Below are 14,794 nucleotides of genomic sequence, written 5' to 3'. Positions count from 1 at the left end.
GGTTTCATCCCTTCCTGCTATGATTTGGTTCGCGCGACATTGCCATGGGCGCGCATTGCGGCTCAAGCCGAAATCAGACACTTAGCGTCGCAATCGTCTGGTTTCACCCGAACAGGCGCTGTGCACTTTTCCTGAAATGTTCGGCCGCTCGTATTTTAATCAGGCAAATTCCATGATGACGGCGTCGACGGCGAGGCTTTCACCGGGTTTCGCATTGATCTTGCCAACCACTAGATCGCGTTCGGCGCGCAGGACATTCTCCATCTTCATTGCCTCGACGATGGCGAGCGTCTCGCCCGCCTTGACCTCCTGGCCCTCGGCAACAGCGATCGATACGACGAGGCCGGGCATGGGGCAGAGCAGCAGCTTCGACGTATCGGGTGGTAATTTTATCGGCATGAGCTTGTCGAGCTCCGCCTGGCGCGGTGTGAACACCTTGGCCCTGATGGAAAGCCCCTGCCAATCGATGCGCAGGCCATTCAGCACGGTGCGAATCTGCGCCGTCAGCCTGCGGCCACCCACCGTGCCGACCCAGACGGCGTCGCCGGGCCGCCAGTGGGTCGCGACGGTTACGATCTTGCCGTCCATCTGCATATCCATCTCGAAAGGAATGGTCACCACGCCCTCGAGCAGCGTCACGGGTAGGTAGTCCGTGCCGAGCCTGACGATCCAGTTTTCCCGTAATGGCCCGGCTGCGGGGCGCAACCGGTCGCCATAGCGCTCGCGGCGATTGGCTTCGATCAGATTGCAGGAAAGGGCGACGGCGGCCAGCAAAGCAGTCTGCTCCTCATCCGGCGTTACCGGCGCAAAACCATCAGGATATTCCTCGGCAATGAAGCCGGTGGAGAGACGGCCTTCGCGCCAGCGCGGGTGTTTCATCAGCGCCGAGAGGAAGGGCATGTTGTGTTCGATGCCATCGACGACGAAGCCGTCCAAAGCTTCGCCCATCGCTTCGATCGCCTCCAGCCTCGTCGGTGCCCAGGTGCAAAGCTTTGCGATCATCGGATCGTAATACATCGAGATCTCGGCGCCTTCGAAGACGCCGGTGTCATTGCGAACGACGGATTTGTCCTTCCGGCCTTCACTTGGTGGACGATAGCGCGTCAGCCGGCCGATCGAGGGCAGGAAGTTGCGGTAGGGGTCTTCCGCATAGAGACGGCTTTCGATCGCCCAGCCATTGAGCTTGATCTCGGCCTGCTTGAACGGCAGCCTTTCGCCGGCGGCGACGCGGATCATCTGCTCAACGAGGTCGATTCCGGTGACAAGCTCCGTTACCGGATGCTCGACCTGCAGGCGCGTGTTCATTTCGAGGAAGTAGAAGTTCCGGTCGCGATCGACGATGAATTCGACCGTGCCAGCACTCTGATAATCCACGGCCTTGGCAAGCGCCACCGACTGCTCGCCCATGGCCTTGCGCGTCGCTTCGTCGAGGAACGGCGAGGGCGCCTCTTCCACGACCTTCTGGTTCCGCCGCTGAATGGAGCATTCGCGCTCGCCGAGATAGACGACATTGCCATGGGCGTCGGCCAGCACCTGGATTTCGACATGCCGGGGATCGACGACGAACTTCTCGATGAAGACGCGGTCGTCACCGAAGGAGCTTTTCGCTTCCGAACGGGCACGCTCGAAGCCGTCGCGCACCTCATCCTTGTTCCAGGCGATGCGCATGCCCTTGCCGCCGCCGCCGGCAGACGCCTTGATCATGACGGGATAACCGATCTCACCCGCGATCCTTTCAGCGTGATCGGCGTCGTCGATGATGCCGAGATGGCCCGGAACGGTCGAGACCTTGGCTGCATTGGCGAATTTCTTCGATTCGATCTTGTCGCCCATGGCCTCGATCGCCTTCGGCTTCGGGCCGATGAAGATGATGCCTTCCTTTTCCAGCGCCGCGCAGAAGCTCGCGCGCTCGGAAAGGAAGCCGTAGCCGGGATGAACCGCTTCCGCGCCTGTCTGCTTGCAGGCGGCGATGATCTTGTCGGCGACAAGATAGCTTTCGGCGGCAGGAGCCGGACCGACATGAACGGCCTCATCGGCCATTTCAACATGCAGAGCATCCCGGTCGGCATCGGAGTAGACGGCGACCGTCAGGATACCCATGCGGCGCGCAGTCTTGATCACGCGGCAGGCGATCTCGCCGCGATTGGCGATCAGAATTTTCTTGAACATGCGATCTCCGCCCAAATGCTCTATTCAGTCAATGTTTTAGCCACAAATTGCGTCATCGGTCCATGTACAACATGCCTGCGTTCAAGCCGTTTTTTGCAGTCTTGACTGTAAGCGTTCGCGCCAGATGATGAAGAGACCGGAGCCGACGATGATGGCAATGCCGATCCATTTGGAAAGGTTGGGGAAATCGCCGAAGATCGCATAGCCGAGAACGGTGGCGGAAATGATCTCGAAATACTGGAACGGGGCGAGCAGCGAGAGCGGCGCCAGGCGGAAGGCTTTGACGACAAGCATATGCGCGTAGCCCGATATCGAGCCCAGAATCAGCAGAAGGACGAGGCCGAGCACAGAGACGGGCAGGGATGGCTCGAAATCCGCGATGCCGGCGGATGCTCCCGCCAAAAGGGTGACCGACATGAACAGCGTGCCGCCTACGCCGGCCATCACCTGCATCGTCATCGGCGAATCCGCCTCGCCGACGGCGCGGTTCATGAACAGATAGAGTGCAAAGAGGAAGGCGCAGGCAACGGGCAGCAGCGCCTTTAGCCCGAAAATCTCGAAACTCGGCTGGATGACGATCATTGCGCCAACGAAGCCGATGACGATCGCCAGCCAGCGCCTCCAGCCGACCTTGTCGCCGAGAAACAGGGCCGAAAGTGCCGTCAGCATGAATGGTTCGACGAAATAGATCGCGAAGACATCGGCGAGCGGCATATATTTGACCGCCGCGAAAAAGAGCAGACTGGCGGCGCCGTGCAACGCGCCGCGCAGCAGGTTCATCCAGGGACGCTTCGCAGAAAATGCCGTACGGCCCGAAACGGTCGCCAAGAGCGGCAGCATGCATACGAGCTGAAAGAAGAAGCGATAGAATGTCACCTGGCCGGGCGACATGCCTTCGAAGCTTGCCATGTATTTGGCGATGGCATCCATCGTCGGCAGCAGGATCATGGCGCTTGTCATGATCGTCATGCCTCTAAGCGGATTCTGCTGTGTGGAAACGGCGGGAGATACGGACATGAAGAGACATCAAACACAGGAGCAGCATGCAATCAAGAAGCGATCGGATGCGGAACCGAAAGCCGCGGGCTGGCGGCGCAAGATGCCGCACTTTTCCATTTGGGACAGATCGTGGTGGCGAGATGACGCCGCTAGACCTATCTGTGCTTTCGGAAACCGCTAAAACATACGTGCGCCACATAAATTGCCGGCGCAGCCAAGAAAAGGATCGCACCGATGTTCAAGCCCGAACAAGAGACGACCGTTTTTTCGGACGAGGGCGGCGATACGCTGGGCGGACGTCTGTCGATGGCTCGTGACGCCGCTGGTATCAGCTTGGAAAGGCTGGCAGGAGAACTGGGCGTCAGCGAGGAAACCATGCTTGCCTGGGAATCGGACCGCTCGGAGCCCAAACCATCTACTCTGGTGACGATGTCGGCTCTCTTCGGCGTGTCTCCGGTCTGGCTGATGACCGGTTCAGGGGACGGACCTGGAGAGGACAGTGATGAGCGCGCCCTAGAAGCCGTTCGGAACGAGCTTTCGCGGCTACGGACGGCCTATCAGGAGATCGGTCGGCTGATCGAGACGACCACGAGCCAACTCGAACGGCTCGATCATCAGATCCGACTGCGCAATGTCAGCAAGGACGTCGCGCATTGAGCGTGGCGTCTTTCGATGCTCATGGCAAATAGGGGTTTTGATCGATCCGTTCCGTAGAGCAAGCCTAGCTTAGGCGGGCAATCGTGTCGTCCAGATTGTCGATCGCGAGTTGTTCGCGGGCGATCATGCCGTCAAGATCGATAGCCTCGTTAACCCCATTTGCGCTTGCGCCCTGTATTTTCATCGCCAGCAGCTCGTTGCGATGGGCGATCTTCTCGCCTCTAATTTTGATCAGCTTCAAGCGAAAATCATCATTCATCTCAAATCCCTCCGTTTGGAGTGAATTATCCGCCGTTTCCGGACCGCCATTCGTTCTTCAGGCTCACCGCAGTCGATCTCACTCGTGCCCACGTCCTCGATAGGTGGTCGGAACGCCGGCCCCCTCATGGCATTGCGCGAGAGTTTCCAGCCACGCCGCCAATCCAGCCGGTACTTCGGCATTTCCGGCCTCCAACGCCTCCACCCATGACAGGTCGCATTGCAGGGCGCTCGCCAGATTGATCGGCGTCCAGCGTATATGCAAAAGGCATTCTGAAAAGCGTTCTGGCGTCATGTATTCTCCCACTTCCGAAGAAACTTCAGCGTGCCAGAGGGGCGCGCGAAGTCAAGTGATCATGGAGATCCAACGGCTCCTGCTGATCAAGGCGAAGTAGCAATATGAGCGCCGTATATGATGTAGACGTGAGTGAGGCTGGGAACAACCGGCTGAACCTGGCCGCCACAGAGCATGAAAACGCCGCTCCGCTGTCATCCTCTGCGAGGAATCAGCTGGCGGTCTCTATCGGGTGAATTGATCGACGTCCAAGGGAGAACTGACGACATCGGAGGAAGCCGGTATCGACAAAAGCTGATTTCAGCAGATCAAGCGATCAACAGCCGGTGAGATATCCATAGTGTCTCACGCTATTCTTCATCGTGAAATCCAGCGGCACCTAAAGCCCTGTTCTAAAAACAAAAAACCCGGCCTTAGCCGGGTTTTTGGTGCGGTCGAGAAGACTCGAACTTCCACGGGTTGCCCCACAGCGACCTCAACGCTGCGCGTCTACCAATTCCGCCACGACCGCATCGTGGTAGGCGCCGAATTGCTCCGGCGCGGCTGCATGTAGCAAAAGCATTCGGGGGGCACAAGAGCGATGTGTCAGTTTTTTTAAATTCCTTCACAGCACCTGCGATCACGCTTGTCCGATTGCCGGGGAAGCGCCGTAGATGTTTGAATTTCCGCCGGAATAGCGCCATATGTGGATAACTCGTCGGCGCGCAGGATTTCCACAGATGCGGCCTGCGGCGCGCAAAGGACTGCCAAATGCTTCGCACCGAACTTTCTCATCAGATGTTTCCCACTCACGACACACCGCCCGTTCGCTGGCGGATCAGCGATGGTCTTGTGCCTTATGAGGAGGCCGTTGCCACCATGGAGGCGGAAGTTGCGGCGATCGCCGAAGGCCGGGCGCCGGAGCTGGTCTGGCTGGTCGAGCATCCGCCGCTCTATACGGCAGGCACGAGCGCCGATGCCGCCGATCTCATCGAGCCCGATCGATTCCCCGTCTTTGCCACCGGGCGCGGCGGCGAATATACCTATCACGGGCCGGGCCAGCGCGTGGCTTATGTCATGCTGGACCTGAAGTGTCGTCGGCAGGATATCCGCGCCTTTGTCGGCGCGCTCGAAGAAGTCATCATCCGCACGCTCGATTCGATGAACGTGCGCGGCGAACGGCGCGAGGATCGCGTCGGCGTCTGGGTGCGGCGTCCGGAAAAGCCGGTGCTGCCGGACGGAACCGTCGCCGAAGACAAGATCGCCGCCCTCGGCATCCGCGTGCGCAAATGGGTGACGTTCCACGGCCTCTCCTTGAACGTCGATCCCGATCTCGGTCATTTCACCGGCATCGTTCCCTGCGGAATCTCGGCCTACGGCGTCACCAGCCTTGTCGATCTCGGCCTGCCGGTCATGATGGCGGATGTCGATATCCGCCTCCGCGACGCTTTCGAGCAGGTTTTCGGACAAACGGTCAACGACGGCTGATATTTCGGCTTGTATGGCAACAGCCAAAGGGTCGCGGATGCTGTCTTGCGACCGCGATCGATTGCCGAGGCGCACCTGCATTCATGGGAGCGATTCGTTCTCACCAGGCGTTCTGTCTCGTCTTCCAGCTAGAGATAGTGCGGCTTCTGGTTGCTGACAATGTCGGCGCCATTATCACGCGAGATCATGTGGGCAATTCCTTGACCTCCGCGGGCGATTGCATGCCGTGATTGCATCTGCCCAAGAAAAATGCCCTGGAAGGGAGAGCATCCAGGGCATAGGGAGGGGAACTGCCGGAAAGAGGGTAGAGCGGCGGCGCCACACGTCAAGGGGCCGCCCTCGCGACAGGTAGCATTGTGTCCGCAATTTTGCCTTTGTCTCGCGAAACGGCAATCCAAGCGTGTCGCTAGGCTGCAAACAGCAAGAGCGAGGTTGCCATTGTGCCGATTCGGCACGACGACCTCTGCCATTTTCGGCAGGTTTAGCGGCTGCGGCGAACTGCCATCAATGATTGTCTATCGTGCGTGATTGCACTTTTTAATGGCTGCTTTCGTACAGTTTACGTTCATATTCGTCCGCATATGGTGTCATCCGTCGCCCCGAAATCGCGTGTCGATTGACAAGCGCTGAGGACGACACGATTAATAGTTTCGACATTCGTCATAGAGCGGAGGAAATGCCAATGACTAGTCGTGCCATTCTGTTGATGTCCCTTGCGTCTCTCACAGTTGTAGGCTCGATGGGCCTAGCTTCTTCGGCTTCTGCGCTAACCATGAAAGAGTGCAGCGCCAAATATCAGGCAGCTAAAACTGCCGGCACTCTGAACGGCCAGAAGTGGAATGACTTCCGCGCCACGCAGTGCGCTGCCGATGCAGGTGCCGCGACAACTGCACCAGCGGCAACTGCCCCTGCCGCAACGGCCCCGGCAGCGACCGCACCGGCTGCTACGACGCCATCCAAGACGGCGAAGACGACTGCAGCCGCCAAGGTTGATGCCAGCGAGCCCGACGCCACCAAGCCGCCGGCAGCCGAACCGGCAAAGCCGACGACGGTCGCTCCGGCCGGCGTAACCTTCCCGGCCAAGGTCGATGCCAAGTATGCGAGCGAAACCCCGGGCAAGAGCCGCTTCCACACTTGCGTCGATGCTTACAATGCCAACAAGGCCAAGAATTCGCTCGGCGGCCTGAAGTGGATCCAGAAGGGCGGCGGCTACTACAGCCTCTGCAACTCCAAGCTCAAGGGCTGACTTGCAGTCCGATTGGACAATCCTACGGGCGCCTTCGTGGCGCCCGTTTCGTTTTTGAATGGATCAGCGCCGGACTTTTTCCCATTTCTTTATCAAGCGGTCGCGCTTGAGCTTTGACAGGCGCTGCAGCCAGAAAATGCCGTCGAGCTGGTCGATCTCGTGCTGAATGCAGATCGCGAGAAAGTCTTCGGCTTGCTCCTCGTGTCCCGCGCCATGGATATCCTGATATGAAAAACGAATGGCCTTTGGCCTCGCGATCTCTTCGGTAACGCCTGGCATCGAAACGCTGCCTTCCATATGCCGCATGGTTTCTTCGGACGACCAAAGGAGCTGCGGATTGATGTAGGTACGTATGCCGTCTTCCCGGCTAAGTTCGATCACGACGACGCGCTTGAGCACACCGATGTGGGGGGCGGTGATTCCGACGCCGGGTGCGTTGCGCATCGTATCCAGCAAATCCGCCGCAAGGGCACGCAGATCGTCGTCGAACGTGGTAACCGAGGTGCAGGCCGTTTGCAGCAATGGATTGGGGAAGCGAATGATGGGGCGGACCGGCACGGGATTCTCCGTCGATAAAGCGATACGCGTTGAAAGGCGAGAATGAGGGCGGAAAGGTTGCGATACCGTCGCCACGTTGAAAAGATAGGGCCTATGAGGAACTTTACCTATCTATTTGTTAATAATTATTTTTATTGCTCTCGAAGAGAGTGGTATCCGCGTTGACCTGTCGCTGATCCGCGTTCTTTTCCTCGGTCACTCTACATGCCGTCACGGATAGAAAAGGATCATATCGCGTTTCGGGATTCGTGACGCGTTGATCTGCGCATCGCGAGCGCAGAAACAGTCCCGAGCCCTGCAGAAATTGACTATTACGTAAAAGTCAATATTATGGAGTCCATTAGATAGGGGCGGATTCTTGGTAGACGGATACTATAGCATAACGGAGCTCACGCGGGAATTCGGCGTTTCGACCCGGACTTTGAGGTTCTATGAGGACGAAGGCCTCATTCACCCCGAGCGCAGAGGGCGTACGCGTCTGTTCCGGCCGGCCGACCGGCGCCTCATTTCAGAAATTCTCCGCGGCCGCCGCATCGGCTTCACCATCGCCGAGATTCGCGAGATCATCCAGGTCTACAAGGAGCCTCCGGGCGAAATCGGCCAGCTGAAGCTGCTGATGAAGCGTGTCGACGAAAAGCGCGACGAGCTGCGCCAGAAGCGCAAGGATATCGACGACACGTTGAGCGAACTCGACAATGTCGAGGAAGCCTGCCTCGGACGCCTCGCCGATATCGGGGTCGGGACCTGATCGCTATCAGGCTTCCAACTATCAAACCCAGCGGCGCGTGTGCTTGCAGTAGAATTCGAATTCACAGCCGAAGCGGGAGAGGAGATGCATCTCCTCGCAGCGGATGACGAGCAACGTGGTCAGCGCGGCTGCCAAGGCTGCGATCGCCACGAACCAGAGATTGCCGATCAGCAGGCCGAGCCCGGCCGTCAGCAGCGTATAGCCGAGATAGGTCGGATTGCGGGTGAAACGAAACGGGCCCGTCGTCACCAGATAGGCGGAGCAGCGCTGCGTCAGCACCGTCGTTCGGCTCTCTAGCAATGTCTTGACGGCCCAGACGTTCAGCGTCACCGCAAAGGCGGTGAGAGCGGCCCCGGCGGCCCATGCGACGATCGACCAGAGGAACGGCAGCGGCAATGGATAATATCGCTGCAGACAGAGCGCGATAATGACGGCGATGCTATAGAGCAGCGGCGGCCACGGAAAACTCAGCGACTTCGAACGATAGGCATTCATAGAATAACCCTGTCATTGCGCTTCATCCGTGCACTGTATCGCGATTCGGCTCACGCGTTCATCGCTATCTGCTTTGATTGCTCCAGATTCCAGGGCCTTGAAGAGATTTTGTGCCTGCAACTTGTCGAGCGTGCACTGGCAGAAACTGCGGCACATGGCTTCGCTGCCAGAGCGCGTGCAGGACGCCACGCATTGCCTGATGTAGCCGACCGACGGATCCTGCTGTGGCGCGGGGGCGACCACCGACAGAAGATAGACGAGACCGAAGAGCACCGGCTGATGAACCAGGTAGAAGGCGAGGCTGTGGCGGCCGGCGCGGGCGATCAGATTGCGGCCCGGACCGAATTTCGCCAGCCGCGCGAGCCAGCCGAAAGAGATTGCCAGCTGCGCCGCACCGAGGCCGAACAGAAAGGGCGTCAGCCAGGGAAAGAGCGGCACGTAGTCGTTCGATTGCTGCGGCGTCTGCGACAGGCCGATCCACCAAAGCCACGGCGTATCGAAGGCAGAAGAATGCAGGGAGAAGGGTGCGATAACGTTGTCGACGACAATGCCTGCGGCCAGCAATGCGGCGACGAGCAATGTGGCGAAAGCCGGCAGCCGCAGGAAAAGCAGGCCTATGATGCTGGAGGCCGCGATCGCGTGAAGGATTCCGAAATAGATCCATCCAGGGCCGATAAACAATTTCGTCACGACGGAAATCGCTATTGCAGCGACGACGATCATTGCGAGACGGCGGCCGTAGGAGCGCCAGCGAATCTCCGGCGTATTGGCGAGGACGAGGCTGAAGCCGGCCAGAAACAGGAAAGTGCTGGCGATGAGACGGGCATAGGCTTTCAGCCAGCCCGTTTCCGCAGTACCTGCATCGAGGTAACCGAAAAACTCGAAATCCCAGGTGCAATGATAGCTTGCCATCGCCAGAAGCGCGGCACCGCGCGCCGTATCCAGAAGGCCGATGCGGGGCGTCTTTTGCGGTGCATCGGCGCTCTCGGCGATAGCGACCATTAAGGGGTCCTTCCAGGCATGGACTCAAAACATGCGCGCTCTGTTCGAGCGACGCGGGCCTGTCATGGCATATCGCTATCCATAATGGCCAGACGGGCATCGGAAAAAAACTGTCGGCGGATCAGCACGATGATGATGAACATCGTCGTGCCTATGAAGACATAGGGGCTGAGGAACCAGCCGAGGTAGCCGATGGACAGGAAGATGGCGCGGAGGCCGGCGTTGAAATTCCGGGCGGCGATAATGTTCATACGGATAACCCGCTCGGCGGCGCGTTCGGCGCGCACGGGATCGCGGATGGCATCTTCGAGCATCGGCAGCGAGCCGAAAAGAATGGTGCAATAGTTGAACAGGCGGTAGGCCCAGCCGAATTTGAAGAAGGCATAGCCGAACAGGCAAGCCAGCCCCGCCACCTTGATCTCGAAAGCGGCGCGGCCGCCATTGAGGATGAACGGCAGGTCGGAGAAAAACGCGTTGACTTTGTCGGTGGCGCCGAGCAGCGCAAAGCAGCTGCCGATGGCGAAGATCGAAGTGGAGGCGAAGAAGCCCGTGCCGTTCTGCAGGCCGGAAAGGATCTGCGTATCGATCATCTTCAGATCGCGGCGCAATGAATTATAGATCCATTCGCGCCGGCGCTCATTCATCGCCAGCGTCAGGCTGGTGCGATTGAAGAAGCGGGCGCTGGTGGTGATCCAGTTCAGCGCAACCCAGAGAAAGATGAACAGGGCGAGGGCGACGTAGTCGGCAGTCGTCATAAAGGCAGATTCCCCAGGAACATTCCGATGTGGACTGTAGCGCAGCGCCGGCCTGGCGCAATGCCCTTCTGTTTGCGTCGCCGAATGCCTAGATATAATGTCGCTGCCATGAAATCCGATGTCGGTCGATCGCCGTGCAAGCTCGTCTCGATAGCGTAGCCTTGCCCACAGTCGATTTGCCGAGGAGGCAATAAAGGTCCATGTTTCTTTCAGTTTTCGATGTTTTCAAGATCGGTGTGGGACCGTCCAGCTCGCACACCATGGGGCCAATGTCCGCCGCGAATCGCTTCCTGGAGCTGGTGCTATCGAACGAGTGGCCGCGTCCGTCCTCAAACGTGCATGTCGACTCGATCAAGGTCAGCCTGCACGGCTCTCTCGCCCATACCGGCATCGGCCACGGCACGGGCAGGGCCGTCATTCTAGGCCTGATGGGCGAGCGGCCAGATACGGTCGATCCAGACCGGATGGATGCTATCATCGACGAGGTCGAGCGCAGCGGCCGCATCACGCCCCCCGGCCATCCGGGCTACCGGTTCCAGCCCAAGGCCGATCTCATCTTCGACAAGAAGGTTCCTCTGCCGGGCCATGCCAATGGCATGAGCTTCTCCGCCTTCGACAAGGATGAGCGCCTGCTGGTGAAGCGCATCTATTATTCGGTCGGCGGCGGTTTCGTCGTGACCGATACCGAGCTGGAGCAGATGCGGGCCGACAAGAAGAAGCCGGCCGCGGCAGGCGAACGTGTTCCGTTCCCCTTTGCCAGCGCCAAGCAGATGCTCGAAATGTCCGAGCGCTCCGGTCTCACGATCGCGCAGATGAAGCGTGCCAATGAAGAGACGCGGATGAGCGCCGAAGAGCTGGATGCCGGCCTCGACCGCATATGGGCTGCCATGAGCAGCTGTATCGATCGCGGCCTCAAGGTCGACGGCATCATGCCCGGCGGGCTGAAGGTGCGCCGGCGAGCCCGCGCCATTCACGACAAGCTGCAGGAGGAATGGCGCAGCAACCGTATCAATCCGCTGCTCGCTAATGACTGGCTCAGCGTCTATGCGATGGCCGTCAATGAAGAGAATGCCGCGGGCGGCCGCGTGGTGACCGCACCGACCAATGGCGCGGCCGGCGTCATTCCGGCGACGATCCGTTACTACCAGCACTTCCACGAGGATTGGGATCGGGAAGGCATTCACAACTACCTGCTGACCGCCGCCGCAGTCGGCGGCATCATCAAGCACAATGCGTCGATTTCCGGCGCCGAAGTCGGCTGTCAGGGCGAGGTGGGTTCGGCAGCCGCGATGGCGGCCGCGGGGCTCGCCGCCGTCATGGGTGCCACGCCGGAGCAGATCGAGAATGCCGCTGAAATCGCGCTGGAACATCATCTCGGCATGACCTGCGACCCGATCGCCGGCCTCGTTCAGGTGCCTTGCATCGAGCGAAACGCACTTGGCGCCGTCAAGGCGGTGACCGCCGCTTCGCTTGCCATCAAGGGAGACGGTCAGCATTTCGTGCCGCTCGACGCCTGCATCGAAACCATGCGTCAGACCGGCCACGACATGAGCGAGAAATACAAGGAAACGTCGACGGGCGGCCTTGCCGTGAATGTCGTGGAGTGCTGAGTGTGGACGCCTGATCTAAGAGCTTGACGTCCTCGGTCAAAAGGACTTCAACGAAACCCATGGCTTTACATCTCATCAAATTATGCGTCGGCGCGGATTCGCTCGATGATCTGCGCGAGTGGGTTTCCGAGCGAGCGATGAATGCGATCGCGGCTGGGCTGGAGCCGCATACGACCCATACGACGCGGATGGTGCCGAAACGGATCGAGGAGCTGCTGGATGGCGGCTCGCTTTACTGGGTGATCAAGGGGCAGGTGCAGGCAAGGCAGAAGCTGCTTGGTATCGAGACCTTCACCGATGCGGAAGGCATTCAGCGTTGCCGGCTTATTCTCGACCCGAGCGTCGTCGAAACGACAGGGCAGCCTCGGCGGCCGTTTCAAGGCTGGCGCTACCTGCCGCAGGATGATGTGCCGCGCGATCTCGATAGTCTCGGCGATGCCGCCGAATTACCCGCCGATCTACGGCGGGAACTTTCCGAACTCGGACTGTTGTAAGGCAGCCTTTCAGAGCGGTTCAGATTTTCACGGAATCTCCGAACCGCTCCATTTCATTATTCTAGCGCAACCGCATCATGACCGGCGCCCGGCCGCTCGGGGCTGTGATATGCAGGTGGATATGGGCGTCCGGCTGCGAGTAGCGCCAGGCGCGTGCGCCGTGGCAAAGCAGAACGCCGATCAGGTCTTTCGTCTTGCTGCGCGAGCGCGAACGGCTGAGACCCAGCTCCGCGAGCCGCATCGCTGCCTCATGTAGCGGATGAAGAGCAAAGCTCTTCTGTTTCATCTTGCCCCCGCCATCGAGCGAGAATCCGGGAAAGTTCTCGTTCATTGCCATTTCAAATCCCCGTACACGTTACAAACTCAGGGCCGGTCCGACAGACATCCGGAGCCGGAGGGTCAGGCATCAGCAAGGGAAGCCCAACCGATTTTCAAACTAGGCGACACGAAACACATTGAGCCGCCGTTCTATTCCATGCTCGCCCAGCATTTTACGCCGGCACGCTTGAGAGCCTTGCAGGCATTCAGTGCTTCGCCTTGATCTTCGAAACCGCCGAAACGGGCGCGATAGCCACCGTCGAAGGCGACGGTATAAGACTTGGCCGAGCGCAATGCCTTGCCGCCCTTGCTTCTGGCGGCGTCGAGGAGATCGGTAGCGCCATCCTTGCTGGAGGAGACGCCGATCTGAACGACCCAACCGCTAGGATCACGTTCGGCCTTGCCTGCCTTTGCGACCTTCTCCGTCTTATCAGCCTTCTCGGCCCGCTGCAGCTTGACGATGTTGGTATCGGCCTTGGAGGTCGAAGCCGTGGTGACGGTATCGATCTCGTCCTCATCACGGTCATCGGAGGGATCGGCCGCAGCAGCCTCTTCAGAGGCAGGGCTTTGCTGAGTAGGCTTGACGGCAAGCAAAGGGTTGACGGATTTCGGCGCTATGGCTGCAAAAGCCGCGGCGCTGGACGGCTGCCGGACCTCGGCCGCTTCCGCCGTCTCATCGTTCTTGATCTTTCCGTGGCTGACATCGGCAAAGCGGGCGCTGGCGGCTTGAACATCGGGCGTCGCGGCGGGCGCGTGGGCGATGACATTCGAAGCAATATGGCGTGTCGACGCCTGCGGTAGATAGGCCGCGATCAGCTTGCGCATCTGATTGTCGCGGGCAGGGGTCGAAGCGCCTCCGAGAACGACGCCAACGATAGAACGGCCATCGACCTTCACCGATGTTGCGAGATTGTATCCCGCAGCGCGTGTATAGCCTGTCTTGATGCCGTCCACGCCGCGCACCGCCCCTATGAGACGGTTGTGCCCGAAGATGACCCTGTTGCCGAGCCGATAGCTCGTCTCGGAAAAGAAGCCGTAATATTGCGGGAAATGCTCGCGAAGGGCAACGCCGAGGCGCGCCTGATCGCGCGCCGTCGTCATCTGTGCCGTATTCGGCAGACCGTTCGGGTTGCGATAGGTCGTACGCGTCATGCCGAGCGCGCGCGCCTTGTCGTTCATCATGCGCGCAAAGCCTTCCTCGGAGCCGCCGAGCATCTCGCCCAGCGCCATGGCGGCGTCATTGGCCGACTTGGTGACGATACCGAGGATCGCCTCGCGAACCGTGACGGAGCGGCCGGTGCCGATGCCGAGCTTCGTCGGTGCCTGCATGGCGGCATTCCTGGAGAAGACGACGGGGGTATCGAGAGTGATGCGTCCGGCCTCAAGCGCCTCGAAGGTCAGGTAGACCGTCATCATCTTGGTCAGCGAAGCGGGATAGTGAAGCGTGTCGGCGTTTTCGCTGTAGAGAACGTTGCCCGTATTGGCATCGATGACGATGCCGGCATATTTCGGACCGGCGGCGGAAGCATCCACGGCAACCACCGTGATCGAAGCCGTCGCGACCGAGAAACCGAGAAACATTTTCGCCAGAATCTTACCGGATTGAGACGACGATACGGGAAGGGTTGATCTGGACACTAAATCACTCTCTGCTTGCATTTACATTCTCGATGATCCGGTTCGCCGCCTTCCACGAACGCCCGTTGCGCTTGAGACTAAAGGC

The 14,794-nt window shown here is 59.5% G+C and carries 16 protein-coding genes and 1 tRNA gene; 6 read left to right on the top strand and 11 right to left on the bottom strand.

The features are described from left to right. Positions 1 to 159: 159 nt before the first annotated feature. Together RHSP_RS22170 and RHSP_RS22165 are read right to left on the bottom strand one after the other, a co-directional pair. The gene (locus RHSP_RS22170; protein WP_037153785.1) at positions 160 to 2,169 is read right to left on the bottom strand and encodes an acetyl-CoA carboxylase biotin carboxylase subunit; all 2,010 of its coding nucleotides are present in this window, start codon (positions 2,167 to 2,169) and stop codon (positions 160 to 162) included. Between the two features lie 81 nt (positions 2,170 to 2,250). Continuing rightward, on the bottom strand, positions 2,251 to 3,186 hold the full coding sequence (locus RHSP_RS22165; protein WP_081615346.1) for a DMT family transporter: 936 nt from the start codon (positions 3,184 to 3,186) through the stop codon (positions 2,251 to 2,253). A 216-nt stretch (positions 3,187 to 3,402) separates the two neighbouring features. Here RHSP_RS22165 and RHSP_RS22160 point away from each other — a divergent pair, with 216 nt between their 5' ends. Further along, positions 3,403 to 3,825 carry a helix-turn-helix domain-containing protein gene (locus RHSP_RS22160; RefSeq protein WP_004123344.1) on the top strand — a complete coding sequence of 141 codons (423 nt, stop codon included), beginning with the start codon at positions 3,403 to 3,405 and terminating at the stop codon, positions 3,823 to 3,825. Between the two features lie 64 nt (positions 3,826 to 3,889). Here RHSP_RS22160 and RHSP_RS22155 read toward each other — a convergent pair whose 3' ends face one another. The 3 genes from RHSP_RS22155 to RHSP_RS22145 all read right to left on the bottom strand — a co-directional run bounded on the left by RHSP_RS22155 (position 3,890) and on the right by RHSP_RS22145 (position 4,889). Beyond that, positions 3,890 to 4,084, bottom strand: a complete 195-nt coding sequence (locus RHSP_RS22155) for a hypothetical protein (protein ID WP_037153782.1) — start codon at positions 4,082 to 4,084, stop codon at positions 3,890 to 3,892. 78 nt (positions 4,085 to 4,162) lie between these two features. Then, complete coding sequence (locus RHSP_RS33920) at positions 4,163 to 4,378, bottom strand: hypothetical protein (RefSeq protein ID WP_004123342.1); 216 nt, start codon at positions 4,376 to 4,378, stop codon at positions 4,163 to 4,165. 426 nt (positions 4,379 to 4,804) lie between these two features. After that, positions 4,805 to 4,889: transfer RNA gene (locus RHSP_RS22145), tRNA-Leu, on the bottom strand. A 239-nt stretch (positions 4,890 to 5,128) separates the two neighbouring features. On the opposite strand from RHSP_RS22145, the gene lipB reads away from it, so the two are divergent. After that, positions 5,129 to 5,845 (top strand): lipoyl(octanoyl) transferase LipB, encoded by a 717-nt coding sequence (gene lipB / locus RHSP_RS22140; protein ID WP_004123339.1) that lies wholly within the window; start codon positions 5,129 to 5,131, stop codon positions 5,843 to 5,845. A 676-nt stretch (positions 5,846 to 6,521) separates the two neighbouring features. Then, positions 6,522 to 7,091, top strand: a complete 570-nt coding sequence (locus RHSP_RS22135; RefSeq protein WP_420820102.1) for a hypothetical protein — start codon at positions 6,522 to 6,524, stop codon at positions 7,089 to 7,091. 63 nt (positions 7,092 to 7,154) lie between these two features. On the opposite strand, the gene RHSP_RS22130 is transcribed toward RHSP_RS22135, so the two are convergent. Next, a complete protein-coding gene (locus RHSP_RS22130; RefSeq protein ID WP_004123333.1) occupies positions 7,155 to 7,649 on the bottom strand; it encodes a peptide deformylase in 495 nt (164 codons plus the stop codon). Positions 7,650 to 8,007: 358 nt separating this feature from the next. On the opposite strand from RHSP_RS22130, the gene RHSP_RS22125 reads away from it, so the two are divergent. Continuing rightward, positions 8,008 to 8,397: a MerR family transcriptional regulator gene (locus tag RHSP_RS22125; protein ID WP_004123331.1), complete on the top strand. Its 390-nt coding sequence runs from the start codon at positions 8,008 to 8,010 to the stop codon at positions 8,395 to 8,397. 21 nt (positions 8,398 to 8,418) lie between these two features. On the opposite strand, the gene RHSP_RS22120 is transcribed toward RHSP_RS22125, so the two are convergent. The 3 genes from RHSP_RS22120 to RHSP_RS22110 form a co-directional block, all read right to left on the bottom strand. Further along, positions 8,419 to 8,892, bottom strand: a complete 474-nt coding sequence (locus tag RHSP_RS22120; RefSeq protein WP_004123329.1) for a methyltransferase family protein — start codon at positions 8,890 to 8,892, stop codon at positions 8,419 to 8,421. A gap of 12 nt (positions 8,893 to 8,904) precedes the next feature. Next, positions 8,905 to 9,894, bottom strand: coding sequence for an acetyltransferase domain-containing protein (locus tag RHSP_RS22115; RefSeq protein WP_004123326.1), 990 nt, complete (start codon positions 9,892 to 9,894; stop codon positions 8,905 to 8,907). Positions 9,895 to 9,956: 62 nt separating this feature from the next. Further along, on the bottom strand, positions 9,957 to 10,649 hold the full coding sequence (locus RHSP_RS22110; RefSeq protein ID WP_004123318.1) for a DUF599 domain-containing protein: 693 nt from the start codon (positions 10,647 to 10,649) through the stop codon (positions 9,957 to 9,959). 200 nt (positions 10,650 to 10,849) lie between these two features. Between RHSP_RS22110 and RHSP_RS22105 the strand changes: the two genes are divergently transcribed. Continuing rightward, positions 10,850 to 12,259, top strand: a complete 1,410-nt coding sequence (locus RHSP_RS22105) for an L-serine ammonia-lyase (protein ID WP_004123316.1) — start codon at positions 10,850 to 10,852, stop codon at positions 12,257 to 12,259. Between the two features lie 59 nt (positions 12,260 to 12,318). Further along, the gene (locus tag RHSP_RS22100; RefSeq protein ID WP_004123313.1) at positions 12,319 to 12,753 is read left to right on the top strand and encodes a DUF1489 family protein; all 435 of its coding nucleotides are present in this window, start codon (positions 12,319 to 12,321) and stop codon (positions 12,751 to 12,753) included. Between the two features lie 61 nt (positions 12,754 to 12,814). On the opposite strand, the gene RHSP_RS22095 is transcribed toward RHSP_RS22100, so the two are convergent. After that, complete coding sequence (locus RHSP_RS22095) at positions 12,815 to 13,090, bottom strand: hypothetical protein (RefSeq protein ID WP_004123310.1); 276 nt, start codon at positions 13,088 to 13,090, stop codon at positions 12,815 to 12,817. A gap of 131 nt (positions 13,091 to 13,221) precedes the next feature. Beyond that, positions 13,222 to 14,730, bottom strand: coding sequence for a D-alanyl-D-alanine carboxypeptidase (locus RHSP_RS22090; protein ID WP_004123307.1), 1,509 nt, complete (start codon positions 14,728 to 14,730; stop codon positions 13,222 to 13,224). Positions 14,731 to 14,794 lie beyond the last annotated feature (64 nt).

Origin of the sequence: Rhizobium freirei PRF 81, from assembly GCF_000359745.1 — a bacterium.
Taxonomy (GTDB): domain Bacteria; phylum Pseudomonadota; class Alphaproteobacteria; order Rhizobiales; family Rhizobiaceae; genus Rhizobium; species Rhizobium freirei.
This window is presented reverse-complemented; position numbering and strand designations above follow the sequence as displayed.